This is a genomic window from Pseudomonas sp. MD330_10, from assembly GCF_042610415.1.
Classification (GTDB): Bacteria; Pseudomonadota; Gammaproteobacteria; order Pseudomonadales; family Pseudomonadaceae; genus Aquipseudomonas; species Aquipseudomonas rhodesiae.
Map to the genome: position 1 here is coordinate 227,120 of NZ_JBHGZU010000004.1, position 17,525 is coordinate 244,644.

A 17,525-nucleotide genomic window follows, 5' to 3' on the forward strand; every position below is an offset into this window, starting at 1 on the left:
TACAGCAAGGGCCGTGCCGTATAACGACCATCCCAATGTGGGAGGGGGCTTGCCCCCGATAGCGCTGGGTCATTCAGCCCATCTATCACTGACCCACCGCCATCGGGGGCAAGCCCTCTCCCACAATTGTTTCAGACCCGTGATCTATTTCAGGGCACTACCGGGAAAACGATCTCACACAGCGCAATCAGCATTCCACCCAGCTCACCGCCAGGCCTCCCCGAGAGGTTTCTTTGTACTTGTCATGCATGTCGGCGCCGGTGTCGCGCATGGTGCGTATCACTCGGTCGAGGGAAATGAAGTGCTTGCCGTCGCCGCGCAAGGCCATTTGGGTTGCGTTGATCGCCTTGACCGCCGCGATGGCGTTGCGCTCGATGCACGGTACTTGCACCAGGCCGCCGACGGGGTCGCAGGTCAGGCCCAGGTTATGTTCCAGGCCGATTTCGGCGGCGTTTTCCAATTGCTCGGGCGTGGCGCCGAGGATCTCGGCCAAGCCGGCGGCGGCCATGGCGCAGGCTGAGCCGACTTCACCCTGGCAACCGACCTCCGCCCCGGAGATCGAGGCGTTTTTCTTGCACAGGATGCCGACGGCGGCTGCGGCCAAAAAGAAATTGACCACGTCGTCGTCAGACGCGTCGGCGTTGAACTTCATGTAGTAATGCAGCACCGCCGGGATGATGCCGGCCGCGCCGTTGGTCGGTGCGGTGACCATGCGCCCGCCCGCGGCGTTTTCTTCGTTGACGGCCAGGGCGAACAGGTTGACCCATTCCATTGCCGACAAGGTGGACGTGATGACATTCGGTTTGCCGATTTCCAACAGGCTGCGGTGCAACCTTGCCGCGCGGCGCGGAACGTCGAGGCCGCCAGGCAAGATGCCTTCATCGCGCAGGCCTTGTTCGACGCATTCGCGCATCACCGACCAGATATGCAGCAGACCGCTGCGAATGTCTGCGTCACTGCGCCACCCACGTTCGTTGGTCATCATTAGCTCCGACACCCTTAAACCGTGCTGCTTGCACAGCGCCAGCAGTTCGGCGGCGCTGGAAAATTCATAAGGCAATGCCACATCGCTGACCGGCGCGATACCCGACGCCGCCTCGGCCGCCTCGATGATGAAACCGCCGCCCACCGAGTAGTACGTCTCTTCACTCACCAGACCATGGTCGCCATAGGCGTGCAGAGACATGGCGTTGGGATGGTAGGGCAAGCTCTCTTCGAGCAGCAGGAGGTCGGTGTGCCAGTTGAAGGCGATGTCCTCGGTGCCTGCCAGCAGTAAGCGGCCGCTGTCGCGCAGTTGCTGAATACGCGGATTGATCGAGGTGGGGTCGACCTGATCCGGCCACTCGCCCATCAACCCAATTACGCAGGCGCGATCCGTGGCATGGCCGACACCGGTGGCGGACAGCGAGCCATACAGGCGCACTTCGACGCGGCGGATGCGACTGAGCAATTGTTGCTCGGTCAGCGCCTTGGCAAAGGTTGCGGCTGCGCGCATGGGGCCGACGGTGTGAGAGCTGGACGGGCCGATGCCGATTTTAAATAGATCGAAAACACTGATAGCCATGCTAAAGCCTTACAAGCAATGGAGTAGGAATCGCTGCCATTTTTTTGTAGGACGAGCGCAATCGGCGCGATACTGAGCGCATGTAGCACCACTGACCAACGAATTCTCCTAAGAAACCCTTTAGCAGGACTAAACCCTATGGCTCGGCCACTCCATGGTCAGACGTACGTCTGGCTGCATGTTTTCTCCTGTGCGGCGCGGCATTTGTCTTTCACCCGCTGCGCCGAAGAACTGCACATCACGCCGGGGGCGGTGAGTCAGCAGATTCGCCAATTGGAGGAGCGCCTAGGCTTTCGCCTGTTCCATCGGCGCGCCCGCGGCGTGGAACTCAGTGCCGAAGGGCAGCGCTTAGCGGCGACGGTGGGGGAGGCCTACGGCAGCATTGACGCCGAGTTGCAGCGGCTGGACGCGGGCATGATCAGCGGCACCTTGCGGCTGCGGTCGATCCCGTCGTTCCTCGGTAAGTGGTTGACCCCGCGCTTGCCGCGTCTGCAGCAACGCTTTCCGGATATCCAACTGCGCCTGGTCGCCGAAGACAGCAGCGTCGCCCTGCACGAAGGCGACTTTGACCTGGCCATCGACCTCAACGACGGCAGCTACCCCGGCCTGTTATCCACAGCCTTGCTCGATGAACAGATCTTCCCGGTGTGCGCGCCGAGCCTGCTGCGCGGACGCCCGCCGTTGCATGGCCCCGCCGACCTGGCGCATTTCCCGCTGTTGCACGACATCACCGCCTGGCGTGGGAGTTATGAGTACGCCGAGTGGGAGTTCTACTTGAATGCCATCGGCTGTCACGACGCCGATGTGCGCCGCGGCCATACCTTCAACCGCAACCACCTGACCATCGAAGCGGCCATCGCCGGCATGGGCGTGGCCATTGCGCGGCGTACCTTGCTCAACGATGAGCTGGAACGCGGCACTTTGATCGTGCCGTTCGGCCTTGCCGTGCCGAACCACAAACGTTACGTGTTGCTGTACGCGCCAGGCGCGTTGAGCCACCCGGGCGTGCGCGCGGTACATGACTGGCTGGTAGAGGAAGCGGGGTTTTTTCGCAGTTTGCACCCGTTGGGATAGGGGCAATGATGAGGATCGAGAGGACGTAAGAAGATGTAACTAACTCCCCACCCTACCAGCGTTTTTGCTTGTCGTCAGGGTTAATTTGTAATGTAGGATTTATCTTTGCAAAGGGGTTGAATTGTTTCCGCAGGTGCTCAATTGTGTAATCAAGAGGTCATGGTTTCACCACAACGGTGTTGCAGTTTGTGATCTCTCGCGAGCTAGCTGAAATAAGGGAAGAACTATGCAAATCCAAGTCAATAGCGATAACCATATTGAAAGCAGCATCCGACTGGAGGAGTGGGTACGTACTACCATTGAGAGCACGCTCGAACGTTATGAAGAAGACCTGACCCGTGTCGAGGTCTACCTGCGGGATGAGAACGGCGACAAGCCTGGCCCCCATGATCTGAGTTGCCGCCTGGAAGCGCGGCCAAAAGGCCATCAACCGCTGTCGGTTCTGCACAAGGCCGATACCTTGGAACAAGCGATCGACGGTGCAGCGACCAAGCTGGACCACGCGCTGGAACACCTGTTCGGCAAACTGCAAGGCAAGCCTCGCGCTGCCGGCAAAGGCCAGCCGACCACCAAAGTCAACGAAGATGAGCTTGAACAGGAGTTCCTGGAAAAAGAACGCGCCGTTTTCAACGGCTGATCACTGACCGTTCTGTCATCCCCTCTGGAAACGGGCCTGCACACGCAGGCCCGTTTTTCGTTACTGGACTCGTCGGAAAAAGTACCCGCTCAACAGCCCCAACCCAGCCGCTCCCAGCCCCGCGAATACCATCGCCCAGCCAGCCCCGTGGCGCAGCGCCGCCTGTGCATTCGCCGTTGTCAGCCCCGCCGCGTTGAGTTTGCCGGCTGCAAGTTGCTGGCTGATGGCCGGCCATGTCTGGGCCGAGCTGGCAGGCAGCACACTGCCCAGGTAGTGGCTGATGCCCAGCAATACCACCAGGCCCATCAGCGCAATGGCGAGCGCCAACGTAATCAGGCGCGCGCTCAGATCGATGCCCGACGCCATTCCCGCCCTATCAGCCGACACCGAACCGGTAGTGGTGTTGGTGGTTGGGGAATTGATCAGCGCCAGGCCCACGCCGGCGATCACACAACTGGCCAGCATCCATCCGACAGCGGCGTGCTCGGCTTGGTTGGCGGCGGCCATCGCCAGAAAACCCGCCCCCATCAAACCCAGGCCCAGCGGAATGATGTGCTCGGCACCATGGCGCAATGCCAGGCGCTCGGCTAGAGGCGGCACCAGCAAGGTGGGCAGGGTGTAGGCGAGCAGCGCAGCGCCGGTAGTGAGGGTGTCGTAGCCCAGGCCGGTCTGGAAATACAGCGGCAGGTAGATCATGAATGGCCAAAAACTGACGTTCATGCCGATCGACCCCATCAGCGCGCCATTGAAGCGGCGAATGCGGAACACCGAAAAATCGAACATCGGGTGCGCACTGTGCCGTTCGATCTGCACGAACCACAATAAGGCGGCCGCCGACAGACTGGCCCAGCCCAGCATCGCCGGCGTGGCGAAGCCGTTTTCGCTGCCCTGGGTGATGACATACACCAGGGCAAACACCGCCAATGTCAGGGTCAGCATGCCGCCGATATCCAGGCGGTGGGCGGCCGGATCGCGGGATTCCTGCACACTGATGCGCAACAGCAACAGGGTGAACAGTGTCAGCGGCACATGCACCAGAAACACCCAGCGCCAATCCGCGACCGCGAGGATAAACGCGCCGACCATCGGCCCGAAGCCCAAGCCAATACCGGCGATCACGCCCCAGATAGCGAATGCCCGCGCCCGTGCCGCCGGTTCACGGAACAGATGCGAGAGAATCGCGAACTGGCAAATCATCATCGCCCCGGCGCCGATGCCCTGAACAAAGCGTGCCGTGATCAGGGTGGCGGCGCTGTCGGCCAGCCCGCAGGCCAGTGAGGCCAGCCCAAATAGCCACAAGCACAGCACGAGCACGCGTCGCCGCCCAAAGCGATCAGCCAGGGTGCCGGCCGCCATCAGCACGCTGGTGCAGGCCAGGGTGTAGGCATTCATGATCCATTGGGCGTCTTGGAAACCCGTGCCGAGTGCATGTTCAAGTGTGGGCAGAAGCACGGGCACGCTGGAGATTTCCAGGCCGAACATCAGCGCCACCAGGCACACGGCGGTGAGGGCGACGGCCTGGCGGGGAGCGCGCGCGGGGCTGGCGGTCAAGGTAGCGGCGGCGGGCATGGGATTCTCCTGTAAACAAATGGATTAGCCATTTTCAGGGGAATTGAATTCTTTATCCGTGATAAGTTTTCCGCCAGTTAGGGAATTAAAGGCGACAATCAAATCATGGTCACCCCCCGTTTCGATGGCGTTGAATTGTTTTTGCAGATCGTTGAGAGCGGCAGCCTCACTGAGGCCGCCGAACGTTTGCACCTCACGCGATCCGCCGTGGGCAAGGGCCTGGCGCGGCTGGAAGCGCGGCTGGGCACCTGTTTGTTACAGCGCTCCACCCGCCGTCAACGTCTGACCGAGGATGGCCAGGCGTACTACGAACATTGCTTGCGCGCCCAGGCGGAGCTGGAGGCTGCCGAATCGGTGCTGCAAAGCGGTCGGCAACAACCGCGCGGGCGCCTGCGGGCGAGCGTACCGTTGGCGTTCGGTCATCACTACGCGGCGCCGGCGCTGTGGGGCTTGATGGACCGGTATCCAGAGCTGGAAGTGGAGATTTGCTTCGCCGATCGGCTGACGGACCTGGCGCAGGAAGGGTTCGATATTGCCGTACGCATCGGCGCATTGCCCGATACCGACCGGCTCAGCGCACGACGCCTGGGCGAACAAGTGATGGGCTTGGCCGCGTCACCGGAGTACCTGCAGCGCACGGGACCGATCCATGATGTCGACGACCTTGCCAGTCGCCGTAGCATCGCCTATCGCAGCCAACCTACGCAGCGTGCCGGCATCGCCTCGCCGTTGATCATGGACGACCTACAGGCCGTGGCCGATGCCGCGATGGCGGGTGTCGGCCTGGCGTGGTTGCCGAGTTGGTTGATTGCCCATTACGTGCTGCGTGGGCAATTGCTGGCGGTGCTGCCGGACTGCCGTGAGCAGCCCGCACCGATCCATGTGATCTGGCCAACGGCCACTCACCTGCCGGCCAAGACGCGCTGCGCCATCGACGCGCTGGTGGCCGGCACGCCCTCGTGCCTGGCGGGCAGTTGATCAGAACGCGACGGAGGTCTGCACATACACCGTGCGCGGTTCGCCGACGTATTTGCCCTTGTTGTTGTCATCGAACGAGCGGGTGAAGTACTGCTTGTTGAAGATGTTTTTCACCCCGACCGCTACGTTCAGGTCCGATAGCTGCGGGCCGAAGTCGTATGCCGCGCGGCTGCTGAACAGCATGTAGCCGGGTATGCGTCCATTGGCACCGTCGGCGGTTTCGGCACGGGTGTTGGCGTTGTCGGCAAACTGGCTGCTCTGGTAGCTGCTGTCCAGGTTGAGCTTCCAGCGGCCTTCGGTGTAACCCACGCCCAGCGTGCCCTTGTGTTTGGACGAGAAGGGCACGCGGTTGCCTTTGTTTGGGCCGTCTTCGCGGATGGTGGCGTCGACATAGGCGTAGGACGCGTACACGTCGAAACCGGCCAGTGCCGGGCTCAAACCGTCGAGGGCGTAGTTCACGCTGGTCTCGATGCCCTGGTGCCGGGTTTCGCCACGGGCGATCACCGAATCGTTGGTCTGGTTGCTTTCGTACTGATTGTCGAAGTTGATCAGGAACGCGCCGATTTCCGCGCGCAGGGTGCCGTTGTCATAGCGGGTGCCCAGTTCCCAGGTGCGGGCTTTTTCCGGTTTGACTTCGCCGCTGGTCACGCGATTGGGCATCTGGCTGTATTGCACACTGCCGAACGAACCTTCGGTATTGGCGTAGAGGTTCCAATCGTCGGTGACGTGATACAGCACATTGAGCGCCGGCAACGCGGTGTTGTAGTCGCCCTTGTACTTGACGTTGGTGAGGTTGTTGGTCTGCTGGGATTCGATCATCTCGTAGCGAATGCCCGGGGTGAGGGTCCATTTGCCGATATCGATCCGGTCGTCGATGAAAAACGCGTTGGCTTCGGTGCCGCCCCGGGTGTCGCGGTCGTTGCGGCTATCGGTGTTGGGGAGCTGCTGGTTATTTACGTTGATCGGCGTGCGGTAGCGCAGTTCGTGGCCGGCTTCGTTGATATAGCGGTAGCCGACGCCGACTTCATGGCTGGTCGGGCCGAGGTCGAAGCCTTGGGCGAAGCGGGTTTCCAGACCGCGTACCCAGTATTCACGCGGCGACAGCGACAGGAACGTGCCCTGGTCCAGGTAACCGCTGCGAAGGGTCTTGGTGAAGAAGCTGTTGACGGTGAACTCGCGACGGTCCTGCTCGTAGCGGTAGCCGACGTTGAACATCGTGCGGCGGCCCCAGAATTTGTCGTAGGGGCGGGTGGACTGATACGGGTCGGCCTTGTAGTCCGCGACGTTCAAGCCGCCGGGCATATCGGCCTGGCCTTCGTAGTACTGCGCCATGGCGTTGAAGCTGTTGGCGTCGTCGAGTTGGTACTTGCCTTTGAGAGTCAGGTCGTCGATGCGTGTGTCGCTGTGTTCGCGCCAGTCGCCGCCCCGGGTGCCGGAGTACAGCAGCGCGCCGCCCAGGCCATTCTCGGCAGTGCCGCCGGCCAGCAGGTTGCCGGTGGTCTTGAAACCATCGTGGCTGGAGGATGGGCTGGTTTCAGTCTGCAGGCCGCCTTTGACGGTGGGGGCGTCCGGGATCGCACGGGTCACGAAGTTGACCACGCCGCCGACGTTCTGTGGGCCGTAGCGTACGGCGCCGCCACCGCGTACCACGTCCACCGCGTCCATGTTACCCATGCTGATCGGCGCGAAGGACAGCTGCGGCTGGCCATAGGGCGCGAACGGCACCGGAATTCCGTCCATCAGCACAGTAGAGCGCGAGGCCAAGCGCGGGTTGAGGCCACGGATGCCGAAGTTGAGCGCCATGTCGTGGCTGCCGGTACCGTTGTTGTCCGGGGCGTTGACGCCGGGGATGCGGTTGAGCACGTCGCGGGCCTGGGTGGCACCTTGGCGTTCGAACTCTTCGCGGCGGATCACGTCGCGGGCGCCGGGGTGTTCGAATACGTTGGTCTGTGCCGCATCGCCGAGCCAGTCGCCGACCACGCTGGAAGTACCCAACTCAATAGTGGCCGGTGCGCTGGCCGGTTGCACGCTGTAGGCGTTGTCGCCCTCGGCGCGTGCTTGCAGGCCGGTGCCTTCCAGCAGTTTTTGCAGGCCGTCGGCGGCGCTGTAGTTGCCGGACAGGCCGCGACTCTGCAGGCCGGCGGTGACCTCGGAGCCGAACGAAATCAACACGCCAGCTTCGCGGCCAAATTGATTGAGCGCCGCTTCAAGGGAGGCGGGGACGATGTGATAAGGCTTGGTCTCGGCCGCCATCACCGACGGCAGCACCGTCAGGCTGAGGCTGGCGCCAAGCAGCAGTTGGCGCAGGGTGCGGGCGAGAAGGGTGGGTTGCTGGGGCATGAAGGGCGGTCCTGAGAAGGAAGGATCAAGGGGGCTTTCCTTCTCTGTCACGCGAGGTACGGAAAACGGCTCACGGTGTTTGGAAATAATTTAAGCGCGGGCCTGCACCGTGACCCAGTAGCGGGTGAAACGCCGGACTTTCACCGGCAGGCTTATTTCCAGCAGGTCGAGGATGCGCTCGCTGTCATCCAACGGATAGCTGCCGGAAATCAGCAGATTGGCCACCTGCGGATCGCAATTGAGCTGGCCGCGGCGATAGCGGCCCAGTTCGCCGAGGAAGTCCTCCAGGCGCATATGGGCGGCCATCAGCATGCCTTCGGCCCAGGCGCCGCTGTTGGCGTCGGTGGCGCGCGGCGCGTCCCAGCCCTTGCGGGTGAAATTGACCTGGCGCATCGCCTTCACCGTCAGCGGCAGGCCGCTGTAGGTGTTGGGCATCACCTCGACGCGGCCATTGAGCACCGCCACTTGAGTGTGATCGTTGAACTGGCGCACATTGACGCGCGCGGCTTGGCTGCTGAGCAGACCCTGGCCGGTCAGCACTTGCAGCGGGCTACTGCCGGCGTTGGCGTTGAGCAGGATCTCGCCTTCGAGCAGGCGCACCAGGCGTCGTTCGCCATCGAAATGCACATCCACCGCGCTGCCGGTGTTGAGCTGCAATTGGCTGCCGTCCGCCAACTGCACCTTGCGTCGCTGGCCGACGGGGCTGCGGTAGTCTGCGGTCAGCGGCGGCAGGATGTGCTGCTGGCGCAGGCTCCAGGCCGCGGCCGAGCCGGCACCCAGGATCAACAACAACTTCAACGCCTGGCGCCGACTGTTGGAGGTTGGCGCATTCAGCGCTGCGTGGGCCAAAGGCGAAGGCATGCCGCGCAGGCGTTGATTGACGCGTTGGATATGCTCCCAGGCGCGCTGGTGTTCGCTGTGGGCGTTCAGCCACTGCTGCCAGGCGGCCTGCTGACGCGGGGTGAGCGCGCCTTGCTGCATTTCCAGCAGCCAGTGCACAGCTTGTTCGGCCACCTGGTGGGAAACGTTCATAGGGCGAAGTAGCAGCGCAGCGCCGCTTTATGCAGGTAGCGTTTGACGGTGGCGATGGAGATGCCCAACTCGGCGCCGATCTGCGCGTAAGTGAGGCCGTCGAGCTGGGCCAGCAGAAAGGCGCGTTTGACCTGAACGGGCAGGCCGTCGAGCAATTGGTCCAGCTCCATCAGGGTTTGCAGGATGATTGCGCGTTCTTCTTCCGAGGGCGCTACCTGCTCGGGCATCTGCGCGAGGGCGTCGAGGTAGGCGCGTTCGAGGTCCTGGCGGCGATAGAAGTTGTACAGCACGCGCTTGGCCACGGTGGTGAGGAAGGCGCGCGGTTCGATCAGCGTCGGGGTTTCGCGGGCGGTGAGCACGCGGATAAAGGTGTCCTGGGCCAGGTCGGCGGCACTTTCAGGGCAGCCGAGCTTGCGTCGCAACCAGCCGGTGAGCCAGTGGTGATGGTCGTTGTACAAAACTTCGACGGTGTTGGACGGCGACAACGCGAACACTCCGCAAGCATCGGTAGGCGTTAGAGAACAAGAATTGTTCGCATTGTAGGGCCGGCAACGAGGTTCGGCAATCGGAACGGGGAGGTGATTCATCCGTTCTGTTTTGCTTATGAGAATATTTATCATTAATATTGCGCGCTGACGAACCTGGCGCCCTCCCATGAAAAGCAAACCCTCACTGCCTCTGGCTTACCGCTTTGCCGTCACGTCACGTGTGTTGGCGGCGGTAATTGGCGGCTACCTGATGGCCTCCCTGGCCAGCATCTGCCTGGCGCTGTGGTTGCCGACTTCTCGTGCCGACGCGGTGATCACCGGGATGATGAGTTCCTTTGTGTTCTATCTGCTGGCCGTGCTCTGGTGCTTCGCCTGCCGTAGCGCCATGCGCGCCTGGCTCGGCGTGATGCTGCCCAGTGCGCTGTTTGCCACCCTGGCGGGCCTGGGCTTTTGGATGGCGCGCACATGAAAGAAGGCTTCCGTCAGGCCATGGCCTGGTTGCACACCTGGGCCGGGTTGATCTTCGGCTGGCTGCTGTTCGCGATTTTTCTGACGGGCACCCTGGCCTATTTCAAGGAAGAGATCAGCCACTGGATGCAGCCCGAAGTGCAGGCGCATCCGCTGGACGACGTGCGCAGCCTGAACGTGGCGCAACAGTACTTGCAGGAAAACGCCCCGACCGCCGCGCGCTGGTTTATCAACCTGCCGGATGCCCGCGACCCCGGCCTGTCGGTGATGTGGCAAGACAAAGTCGACCCCGGCAAGCGCGGCAATTTCATACAGAAAACCCTCGACCCGCTGACCGGCCTCGCCGTGCAGGCTCGGGAAAGCATGGGCGGCGAGTTCTTCTATCGTTTCCACTTCCAACTGCAAATGCCCCATCCGTGGGGGCGCTGGTTGTCCACCCTGGCCGCGATGGTGATGTTGGTGGCGCTGATCACCGGCATCATCACCCACAAAAAAATCTTCAAGGACTTCTTCACCTTCCGCCCGCGCAAAGGCCAGCGTTCCTGGCTCGACGGGCATAACGCTGTGGGTGTGCTGGTATTGCCGTTCCATTTGATGATCACCTACAGCAGCCTGGTGATTTTCATGAGCATGGTGATGCCGGCGCCGATCCTGGCTTCCTACGGCAACGACACGCGGGCATTCTTCAGCGAAGTATTCCCGGCCACCGACAATGCCCCGGCCCTCGGCCAGCCTGGCCGCTTGCTACCGTTGGCGTCGATGTACGAACAGGCGCGAGCGCAGTGGGCGGGCGGCCATGTCGGGCGTGTGGCGGTGAATAATCCCAGCGATGTGAATGCGTCAGTGAATGTGTTCCGCGCCGGTTCCGACAGCGTGGTGCATGACTTTGGCAGCACCGTGTCGTTCAACGGCACCACCGGCGAGCTGCTGCGGGTCAGCGGCGAGCCATCGTTGCCGGCGGTGGTCGGCGGCAGTTTCTACGGTCTGCACATGGACCATTTCGCCGGGCCGGTGTTGCGCTGGTTGTACTTTATTTGTGGCCTGGCTGGCACGGCCATGATCGGCACTGGGCTGGTGATCTGGCTGGGTAAGCGGCAACTCAAACATGCCAAAACCGATGGGATGCCGTTTGAACTGCGTCTGGTGGAAGTGCTGAACATCGCCAGCATGTCCGGGCTGTTGATCGCCATTGCGGCGTTTTTCTGGGCCAACCGGCTGCTGCCGGTGAGCTTCGCCGAGCGTTCCAGTTGGGAGGTGCAGGCGTTCTTCATCGCTTGGGGCTTGAGCCTGCTGCACGCGATCCTGCGCCGAGGCCGCCAGGGCTGGGTCGAGCAACTGAGCGTCGCTGCACTGCTGTTAATGGCAATCCCGGTGCTCAATGCACTGACCACTTCCCATCACCTGGGGGTGTCACTGGCCAGCGGCGATTGGGCCATGGCCGGTTTCGACCTGACGTGTCTGGCCAGCGGCCTGTTCCTCGCCTGGGCCGCCCGCAAGATGCAGCGTCGCAGCGCGCCGGCGGCCAAGCCAGAGCGCCCACGAGCCTTGCCCCTTAAGCGTGAGGCCCACTGAATGTTGATCGCGCTGTTGCTGTGCTACGCCGGGTTTACCGCGTTGTGCCTGGCCACCGACCGTCACCATGGCGAACTGCTGCGCAGTAAACCATCGCCCGCTCGGCGCCTGGGCTTACGTGTGGCGGGCTGGTTGTTGCTGACGCTGTCGATAGCGCCGGCGGTCGCAGTCGCCGGCTGGGCTCAGGGCTTGGTTGAGTGGTGCGCGGTGTTGATGCTCAGCGCTTTGCTGCTGGTGCTGTTGTTGCCGTATCGGCCAAGGCTGGCCTTGATCCTGGCAGGCGTCGGCCTGCTGGCCAGTCCCGTTGCGGCCTTCGCCCTCTGAGCGTCTTTGCATGATGATCGGCACCCCACCGGATTCCCAAGACCCGCCCCAGGCCGATGCGCCGGGTGGACGCGCGCATTTTTTACAGGTGTTCCTATCTCAGCGTTCACAGATGGAAGCCCTGGTGAATCGCCGCGTAGGCTGCCGCGCCACCGCGGCGGACCTGGTGCAGGACCTGTTCCTGCGCTTCTGGCGTCGGCCCCTGGTGCAGGTCGAAGAACTCAGCACCTACCTGTTGCGTTGCGCGGGCAATATCGCCATCGATCACCTGCGTAGCGAAGGCGCGCGGGTGCGCAGCAATGAAGGCTGGCTGCCGGAACAGCATGACCACCAAGGCTGCGAACCCCAGGCGGCGCTGGAGGCGGGCAATGATCTGCGGCATGTCGAAGCGGCCTTGCGCAGCCTGCCCGAGCGCACCCGGCACATCTTTCTGCTCAACCGTATCCACGGGCGCAAATACGCTGATATCGCCAAGGCCATGGGGTTGTCCCAAAGTGCCGTGGAAAAACATATGATGCGTGCCCTCGAAGCCTGCAAGGCCAGCCTTCGCGAGCCATCGACCCCACGCACGCCAGGGAAAGCACCGTGAACCTCACCCCCACGCCCGACCAGGAAAAAGCCGCCCTGGCCTGGCTGAGCCTGCTGCACGACCAGCCCAGCAGCGGCGATCAGGCCACGTTCAGCCGCTGGTTGCGCGCCGACCCGGCCCACGTCGAAGCCTATGCCCAGGCCCAAGTGCTGTGGGAGTTGAGCGAAGTGCCCGCACGCCAGCTTGCGAATGAAGAGGCCCAAGCGCTGCAGGGCTACCTTGATGCGATGAACCGCTCGAAGCGTTCGCGGGTGGCGCGTTGGTCGGGCGCACTGGCCATGGCCGCGTGCCTGCTGCTGATGATTTCGATGGGCGCCGGGTGGCAGCCGTCGCGCTGGGTCGATGACTTCGGTGCCGATTATGTGAGCGCGCCGGGGGAGGTCAAGACCGTGACCCTGGCGGATAACACTCAAGTGACCCTGGATGCCGACAGCGCCATCGCGGTGGATTTCACCCACGGCGAGCGGCATATCCAGTTGCGGCGTGGCGCCGGCTTTTTCAGCGTGAGCCACACCGGTGAGTCATTTGTGGTGGAGGCGGGCAGCGGTGAAGCGCGGGTGCTCGGCACGCAATTTGAAGTGCGCCTGCAACCGGCGGGCGCGCAGGTGACGGTGTTGACTGGGCGTGTTGGGGTTACAGCGTCGAAACAAGGCCAGCAACAGGTACTGACCGCCGGCCAGCAGATCGCTTATGCCGATGGCATCGCCCAGCCCCTGCATGCCGTCGACAGCGCATCGCGCCTGGCTTGGCGCGACGGTTGGCTCAATTACTACAAAGCGCCGTTGGCCGACGTGGTCAAGGATCTTGGACGTTACTACCCAGGCCGCATCCTGTTGCTAAACGAAGCGATGGGCGCCAAACGCGTCAGCGGTAGTTTCCCGAGCAAAGACCCACAGGCAGTGCTGAATGCGTTGCAGGCGGTGCTTGGCTTCGAGCAACACAACCTGTTGGGACGGGTGATCGTGGTGCGCTGATTATTTCAACGCCACCATGATCTGTTCGGGCAGAAAGTCGCGAATCAGCGTGCCATTGACGTCCATAAACGGAATCCCGCCGCCGCCCAGCGCCTCGTACGCCTTGCGCGCCTGGGCGTCTTTTTCGATATCGAACTGCTGATAGGGAATGCCTTTCTGGTCCAGGAAGCGGCGAATCTGCTTGCAGTAGCCGCACCATTCGGTGGTGTAGAGCACCACGCGCGCATTGGCGCGAACCTGCTCGGACACCACCTGGGACGGGTTGAACACTCGCTCGATCTTGCCCCAGTTCTGAAAGACCACCACCACCAGCAACACCAGCAGGACTTTCTTGAACACCCCGCCGAGCATCAGTTGCGGCGCTTGAGCTGGTCGGTCAGTTGGGTCGGCAGGCCCTTGATGATCAAGGTGCCGGCGGCTTCGTCATACTCGATCTTGTCGCCCAGCAGGTGCGCTTCAAAACTGATGGACAAGCCCTCGGCGCGCCCGGTGAAGCGGCGGAACTGGTTGAGGGTACGTTTATCGGCCGGAATCTCCGGCGACAGGCCGTAATCCTTGTTACGGATGTGGTCGTAGAAAGCCTTGGGCCGATCTTCATCGATCAGGCCCGACAGTTCTTCCAGGCCCATGGGCTCGCCGAGTTTGGCCTGGCTGCTGGCGTAATCCACCAGGGTCTTGGTTTTTTCGCGGGCGGATTCGTCCGGCAGATCTTCGCTCTCGACAAAGTCGCTGAAGGCCTTGAGCAGGGTACGTGTCTCGCCGGGGCCGTCGACGCCTTCCTGGCAGCCGATAAAGTCGCGGAAGTACTCCGAGACCTTCTTGCCGTTCTTGCCTTTGATAAACGAGATGTACTGCTTGGACTGCTTGTTGTTCTGCCACTCGGACACGTTGATGCGCGCCGCCAGGTGCAACTGGCCCAGGTCCAGATGGCGCGAGGGCGTCACGTCCAGCTCGTCGGTCACCGCCACGCCTTCGCTGTGGTGCAGCAGGGCGATGGCCAGGTAGTCGGTCATACCTTGCTGGTAGTGGGCAAACAGCACATGGCCGCCGGTGGAGAGGTTGGATTCTTCCATCAGCTTCTGCAGGTGCTCGACCGCCGTGCGGCTGAACGTGGTGAAGTCCTGGCCGCCATCGAAATACTCCTTCAACCAGCCGCTGAACGGGTGCGCGCCTGACTCGGCATGGAAGAAACCCCAGGCCTTGCCTTGTTTGGCGTTATAGCTCTCGTTGAGGTCGGCGAGCATGTTTTCGATGGCGGCGGACTCGGCAAGCTCGGAGTCGCGGGCATGGAGAACCGCAGGTGTGCCGTCGGGTTTTTTGTCGATCAGGTGGACGATGCAATGACGGATCGGCATAGGCTTCTCGGCTGGTTGAAGGGGAGCGGTTGGCCTCCCCGAAAAGTTGCCCAGTGTACCGCACCCATTGGCCAAGACACGCCTCGAAGGGGGTTTTGCACACCGTCCGAAGGGGCATACGGCTTTTTTTCACGGTTTAGAGCGATAAAGCTGACCAAATGGGTAGGTAGAAGCGGATATTTCCCCGTCTCTGTGCTAGTTTTGCCCGGTCTTACGCCAAGTCTCGGCGATAAGCGTGCATTCAGCATTTGTCAGGTCGAACCAATCCCCGTTTCAAGCATCTATAACCCCGATCTCCGCGGTTATAGCCTGGGGTGCCAGACCTAGACGGTCGGGCTCGACGGCTGACACTGCACTCTGCAATCCATATGAATTTGATAGGGAAGGAACACCACAATGGCTATTACTAAAGACCAACTGATCGCTGACCTGGCTGAAGCAGTAGACGCACCGAAAACCACCGTGCGCGCTCTGCTGGACCAACTGAGCCAGGTTGTTGCCGATCAGCTGGAAAACGGCGGCGAAATCACTCTGCCAGGTGTTGGCAAACTGAAAGTGACCGAGCGTCCTGCCCGTACTGGCCGTAACCCTTCGACTGGCGCTGCCATCGAAATCGCTGCCAAGAAAGTTATCAAGCTGGTTGTGGCCAAAGGCCTGACCGACGCTGTTAACAAGTAAGACGCAGCAAAAAAACCGTGCTTCGGAGCGATCCGGGCACGGTTTTTTATTGCCTGTTGAAAAGCATAATCGGTGGGCGGCATACCTTGGGATTGATAACCACGGATCGTAATGTTTTCAGGAGAGCTTTAGCAGATTTTTGATGGTTCACCACTGTCAAAGTTGACAGTTGCGAGGTGAAAGACAAAAAACGTTAATAGCGAAGCTGCCTAGGCTAAAACCTTGGAGCAACGCCCCACGAAATATGAGGGGGCTTATTAACTCTTATTTATTGCGAGGTCATCATGTCCGCCGATAAGTTACCCGCCCCGGAAATTCTCTACTTAGTTAATGGCGCTATTACCTGTGAGAGTATAAAAAAAGAATATACGGCTCATGGTATCTGGGTGCATGTGCCCAGCATCAGCCAGAACATGAAATTTCACTGGCATGCCACTGCAGATTCGACCTCGGGAGGGACCGACGTAAAAGTAATGTTGAGTGTAACGCCCGGTCAGGATGGAGGTACATTCCTCAAACCTTATAATGAGCTACTCGCTCCAGTGCGGCGTGGTGAATTGACACTGAATTACTCGTATACCGACGCGAGCGGTACTGAGTTTCACTCAAAACCTACAACAGTGCGTATTGAGCTGCTTTCAGCAGGCGGCCAACTGTGCAACCTCTCTTGAATTTATCAAGTGCGCCCCATCGATCAATAACGTTTGATCCGGGCAGGGCGCATTTAATCAATTTATCGCGGGCACTGTGAACTTAGCGTCATCCTCAATTGTTTATCTCATCCATCGAGATGTCCGCCAGATCTGCTGCTCGTTCTTGGTCTGGAAGGTCCAAGCGACGAAGCGGCTTTGTTTCTGGCCTTGGGACATCTCCACCACCTGGCTCTCCAGCGCGCCGGCTTTTTTCAGCGCGGTCTCGATGGCGGGCAGGTTCGACGCTTTCGACACCAGGGTGCTGAACCACAACACCTTGTGGGCAAAGTGCGCGCTCTCGGCGATCAGCTGCGTCACGAACCGTGCCTCGCCGCCCTCACACCACAGCTCGGCCGACTGGCCGCCGAAGTTCAGCACCGGCAATTTACGCTTGGGATCGGCCTTGCCCAGGGCGCGCCACTTGCGTTCGCTGCCCTTGGTGGCTTCGTCCATGGACGCATGGAACGGCGGATTGCACATGGTCAGGTCAAAGCGCTCGCCCGGCTCCAGTAGGCCCAGCAGGATCTGCTTGGGGTTGGTCTGCTGGCGCAGCTGGATAACCTTGCTCAGGTCGTTGGACTGCACGATGGCCTTGGCGGCGGCCACGGCAATCGGGTCGACCTCCGAGCCGAGGAAGTTCCAGCGGTACTCCATATAGCCAATCAGCGGGTAGACGCAGTTGGCGCCCATGCCAATATCCAGCACCTTGACGATCGAGCCGCGTGGGATCTTGCCGTCGTTGACACTGGCCAGCAGGTCGGCGAGGAAATGCACGTAATCGGCACGCCCTGGCACCGGCGGGCAGAGGTAATCCGCTGGGATATCCCAATGCTGGATACCGTAGAAAGCCTTGAGCAACGCGCGATTGAACACCCGCACCGCATCCGGGCTGGCAAAGTCGATGCTTTCTTTGCCATAGGGGTTGGTGATCACGAATTGTGCCAGTTCGGGCGTTGTCTTGATCAACGCCGGGAAGTCGTAACGGCCCGTGTGGCGGTTGCGCGGGTGCAGAGTCGCCTCTTTGCGCGGCACCACAGGCTTGGCTGGGGCGGCGGATTTAGGCTTCTTGCGCGGAGGTTTGGGCGTAGTGGGGGCGGTCATGATGATTCTGGTGTTGGCTCAAAGTGGCGGCCATTGTCACACATTCCTGAGGAAAGCTCGGTCAAATGTGGGAGGGGCGGTGGCGGTGCT

General features: G+C 61.4%; 18 protein-coding genes. 10 read left to right on the top strand and 8 right to left on the bottom strand.

Annotated elements, in window-relative coordinates:
- Positions 1-187: 187 nt before the first annotated feature.
- Positions 188-1,564 (bottom strand): L-serine ammonia-lyase, encoded by a 1,377-nt coding sequence (locus ACFZPT_RS08545; protein ID WP_312830696.1) that lies wholly within the window; start codon positions 1,562-1,564, stop codon positions 188-190.
- A gap of 138 nt (positions 1,565-1,702) precedes the next feature.
- On the opposite strand from ACFZPT_RS08545, the gene ACFZPT_RS08550 reads away from it, so the two are divergent.
- Together ACFZPT_RS08550 and ACFZPT_RS08555 are read left to right on the top strand one after the other, a co-directional pair.
- On the top strand, positions 1,703-2,638 hold the full coding sequence (locus ACFZPT_RS08550; protein WP_099312802.1) for a LysR substrate-binding domain-containing protein: 936 nt from the start codon (positions 1,703-1,705) through the stop codon (positions 2,636-2,638).
- A gap of 226 nt (positions 2,639-2,864) precedes the next feature.
- Positions 2,865-3,275, top strand: coding sequence for an HPF/RaiA family ribosome-associated protein (locus ACFZPT_RS08555; protein WP_034096034.1), 411 nt, complete (start codon positions 2,865-2,867; stop codon positions 3,273-3,275).
- A gap of 60 nt (positions 3,276-3,335) precedes the next feature.
- Here ACFZPT_RS08555 and ACFZPT_RS08560 read toward each other — a convergent pair whose 3' ends face one another.
- Complete coding sequence (locus ACFZPT_RS08560; RefSeq protein WP_099312801.1) at positions 3,336-4,844, bottom strand: MFS transporter; 1,509 nt, start codon at positions 4,842-4,844, stop codon at positions 3,336-3,338.
- A 105-nt stretch (positions 4,845-4,949) separates the two neighbouring features.
- Here ACFZPT_RS08560 and ACFZPT_RS08565 point away from each other — a divergent pair, with 105 nt between their 5' ends.
- Complete coding sequence (locus ACFZPT_RS08565; protein ID WP_099312800.1) at positions 4,950-5,822, top strand: LysR family transcriptional regulator; 873 nt, start codon at positions 4,950-4,952, stop codon at positions 5,820-5,822.
- Here the strand turns inward: ACFZPT_RS08565 and fecA are convergent, their stop codons facing one another.
- From fecA to ACFZPT_RS08580, 3 genes are all read right to left on the bottom strand, one after another.
- The gene (fecA, locus tag ACFZPT_RS08570; protein ID WP_099312799.1) at positions 5,823-8,162 is read right to left on the bottom strand and encodes a TonB-dependent Fe(3+) dicitrate receptor FecA; all 2,340 of its coding nucleotides are present in this window, start codon (positions 8,160-8,162) and stop codon (positions 5,823-5,825) included.
- Between the two features lie 90 nt (positions 8,163-8,252).
- Positions 8,253-9,194 carry a FecR domain-containing protein gene (locus ACFZPT_RS08575; protein WP_099312798.1) on the bottom strand — a complete coding sequence of 314 codons (942 nt, stop codon included), beginning with the start codon at positions 9,192-9,194 and terminating at the stop codon, positions 8,253-8,255.
- Positions 9,191-9,679: a sigma-70 family RNA polymerase sigma factor gene (locus ACFZPT_RS08580; RefSeq protein WP_099312845.1), complete on the bottom strand. Its 489-nt coding sequence runs from the start codon at positions 9,677-9,679 to the stop codon at positions 9,191-9,193. The genes ACFZPT_RS08575 and ACFZPT_RS08580 overlap by 4 nt, the downstream gene beginning before the upstream one ends.
- 169 nt (positions 9,680-9,848) lie before the next feature.
- Here ACFZPT_RS08580 and ACFZPT_RS08585 point away from each other — a divergent pair, with 169 nt between their 5' ends.
- Genes ACFZPT_RS08585 through ACFZPT_RS08605 form a run of 5 tightly spaced genes read left to right on the top strand, consistent with a single transcriptional unit; the run spans position 9,849 to position 13,609 of the window.
- Positions 9,849-10,151 (top strand): DUF3649 domain-containing protein, encoded by a 303-nt coding sequence (locus ACFZPT_RS08585; protein WP_034096040.1) that lies wholly within the window; start codon positions 9,849-9,851, stop codon positions 10,149-10,151.
- Positions 10,148-11,722, top strand: coding sequence for a PepSY-associated TM helix domain-containing protein (locus ACFZPT_RS08590; protein ID WP_379555128.1), 1,575 nt, complete (start codon positions 10,148-10,150; stop codon positions 11,720-11,722). The genes ACFZPT_RS08585 and ACFZPT_RS08590 overlap by 4 nt, the downstream gene beginning before the upstream one ends.
- On the top strand, positions 11,723-12,046 hold the full coding sequence (locus tag ACFZPT_RS08595) for a DUF3325 domain-containing protein (RefSeq protein WP_099312796.1): 324 nt from the start codon (positions 11,723-11,725) through the stop codon (positions 12,044-12,046).
- Positions 12,047-12,059: 13 nt separating this feature from the next.
- Positions 12,060-12,635, top strand: coding sequence for an RNA polymerase sigma factor (locus tag ACFZPT_RS08600; protein ID WP_371263979.1), 576 nt, complete (start codon positions 12,060-12,062; stop codon positions 12,633-12,635).
- Positions 12,632-13,609 (top strand): FecR family protein, encoded by a 978-nt coding sequence (locus ACFZPT_RS08605; protein ID WP_379555126.1) that lies wholly within the window; start codon positions 12,632-12,634, stop codon positions 13,607-13,609. Before ACFZPT_RS08600 ends, ACFZPT_RS08605 begins: the two co-directional genes overlap by 4 nt.
- On the opposite strand, the gene ACFZPT_RS08610 is transcribed toward ACFZPT_RS08605, so the two are convergent.
- Positions 13,610-13,960, bottom strand: coding sequence for a glutaredoxin family protein (locus ACFZPT_RS08610; RefSeq protein WP_099312794.1), 351 nt, complete (start codon positions 13,958-13,960; stop codon positions 13,610-13,612).
- Positions 13,960-14,964 carry a nucleoid-associated protein YejK gene (gene yejK / locus ACFZPT_RS08615; protein WP_010212893.1) on the bottom strand — a complete coding sequence of 335 codons (1,005 nt, stop codon included), beginning with the start codon at positions 14,962-14,964 and terminating at the stop codon, positions 13,960-13,962. The genes ACFZPT_RS08610 and yejK overlap by 1 nt, the downstream gene beginning before the upstream one ends.
- Positions 14,965-15,360: 396 nt before the next feature.
- Between yejK and ACFZPT_RS08620 the strand changes: the two genes are divergently transcribed.
- Both ACFZPT_RS08620 and ACFZPT_RS08625 read left to right on the top strand, forming a co-directional pair.
- Positions 15,361-15,642, top strand: a complete 282-nt coding sequence (locus ACFZPT_RS08620; protein ID WP_003188840.1) for an HU family DNA-binding protein — start codon at positions 15,361-15,363, stop codon at positions 15,640-15,642.
- Positions 15,643-15,926: 284 nt separating this feature from the next.
- Positions 15,927-16,313 carry a hypothetical protein gene (locus ACFZPT_RS08625; protein ID WP_143506466.1) on the top strand — a complete coding sequence of 129 codons (387 nt, stop codon included), beginning with the start codon at positions 15,927-15,929 and terminating at the stop codon, positions 16,311-16,313.
- 102 nt (positions 16,314-16,415) lie between these two features.
- Here ACFZPT_RS08625 and rlmF read toward each other — a convergent pair whose 3' ends face one another.
- Complete coding sequence (gene rlmF, locus ACFZPT_RS08630) at positions 16,416-17,435, bottom strand: 23S rRNA (adenine(1618)-N(6))-methyltransferase RlmF (protein ID WP_284184831.1); 1,020 nt, start codon at positions 17,433-17,435, stop codon at positions 16,416-16,418.
- Positions 17,436-17,525 lie beyond the last annotated feature (90 nt).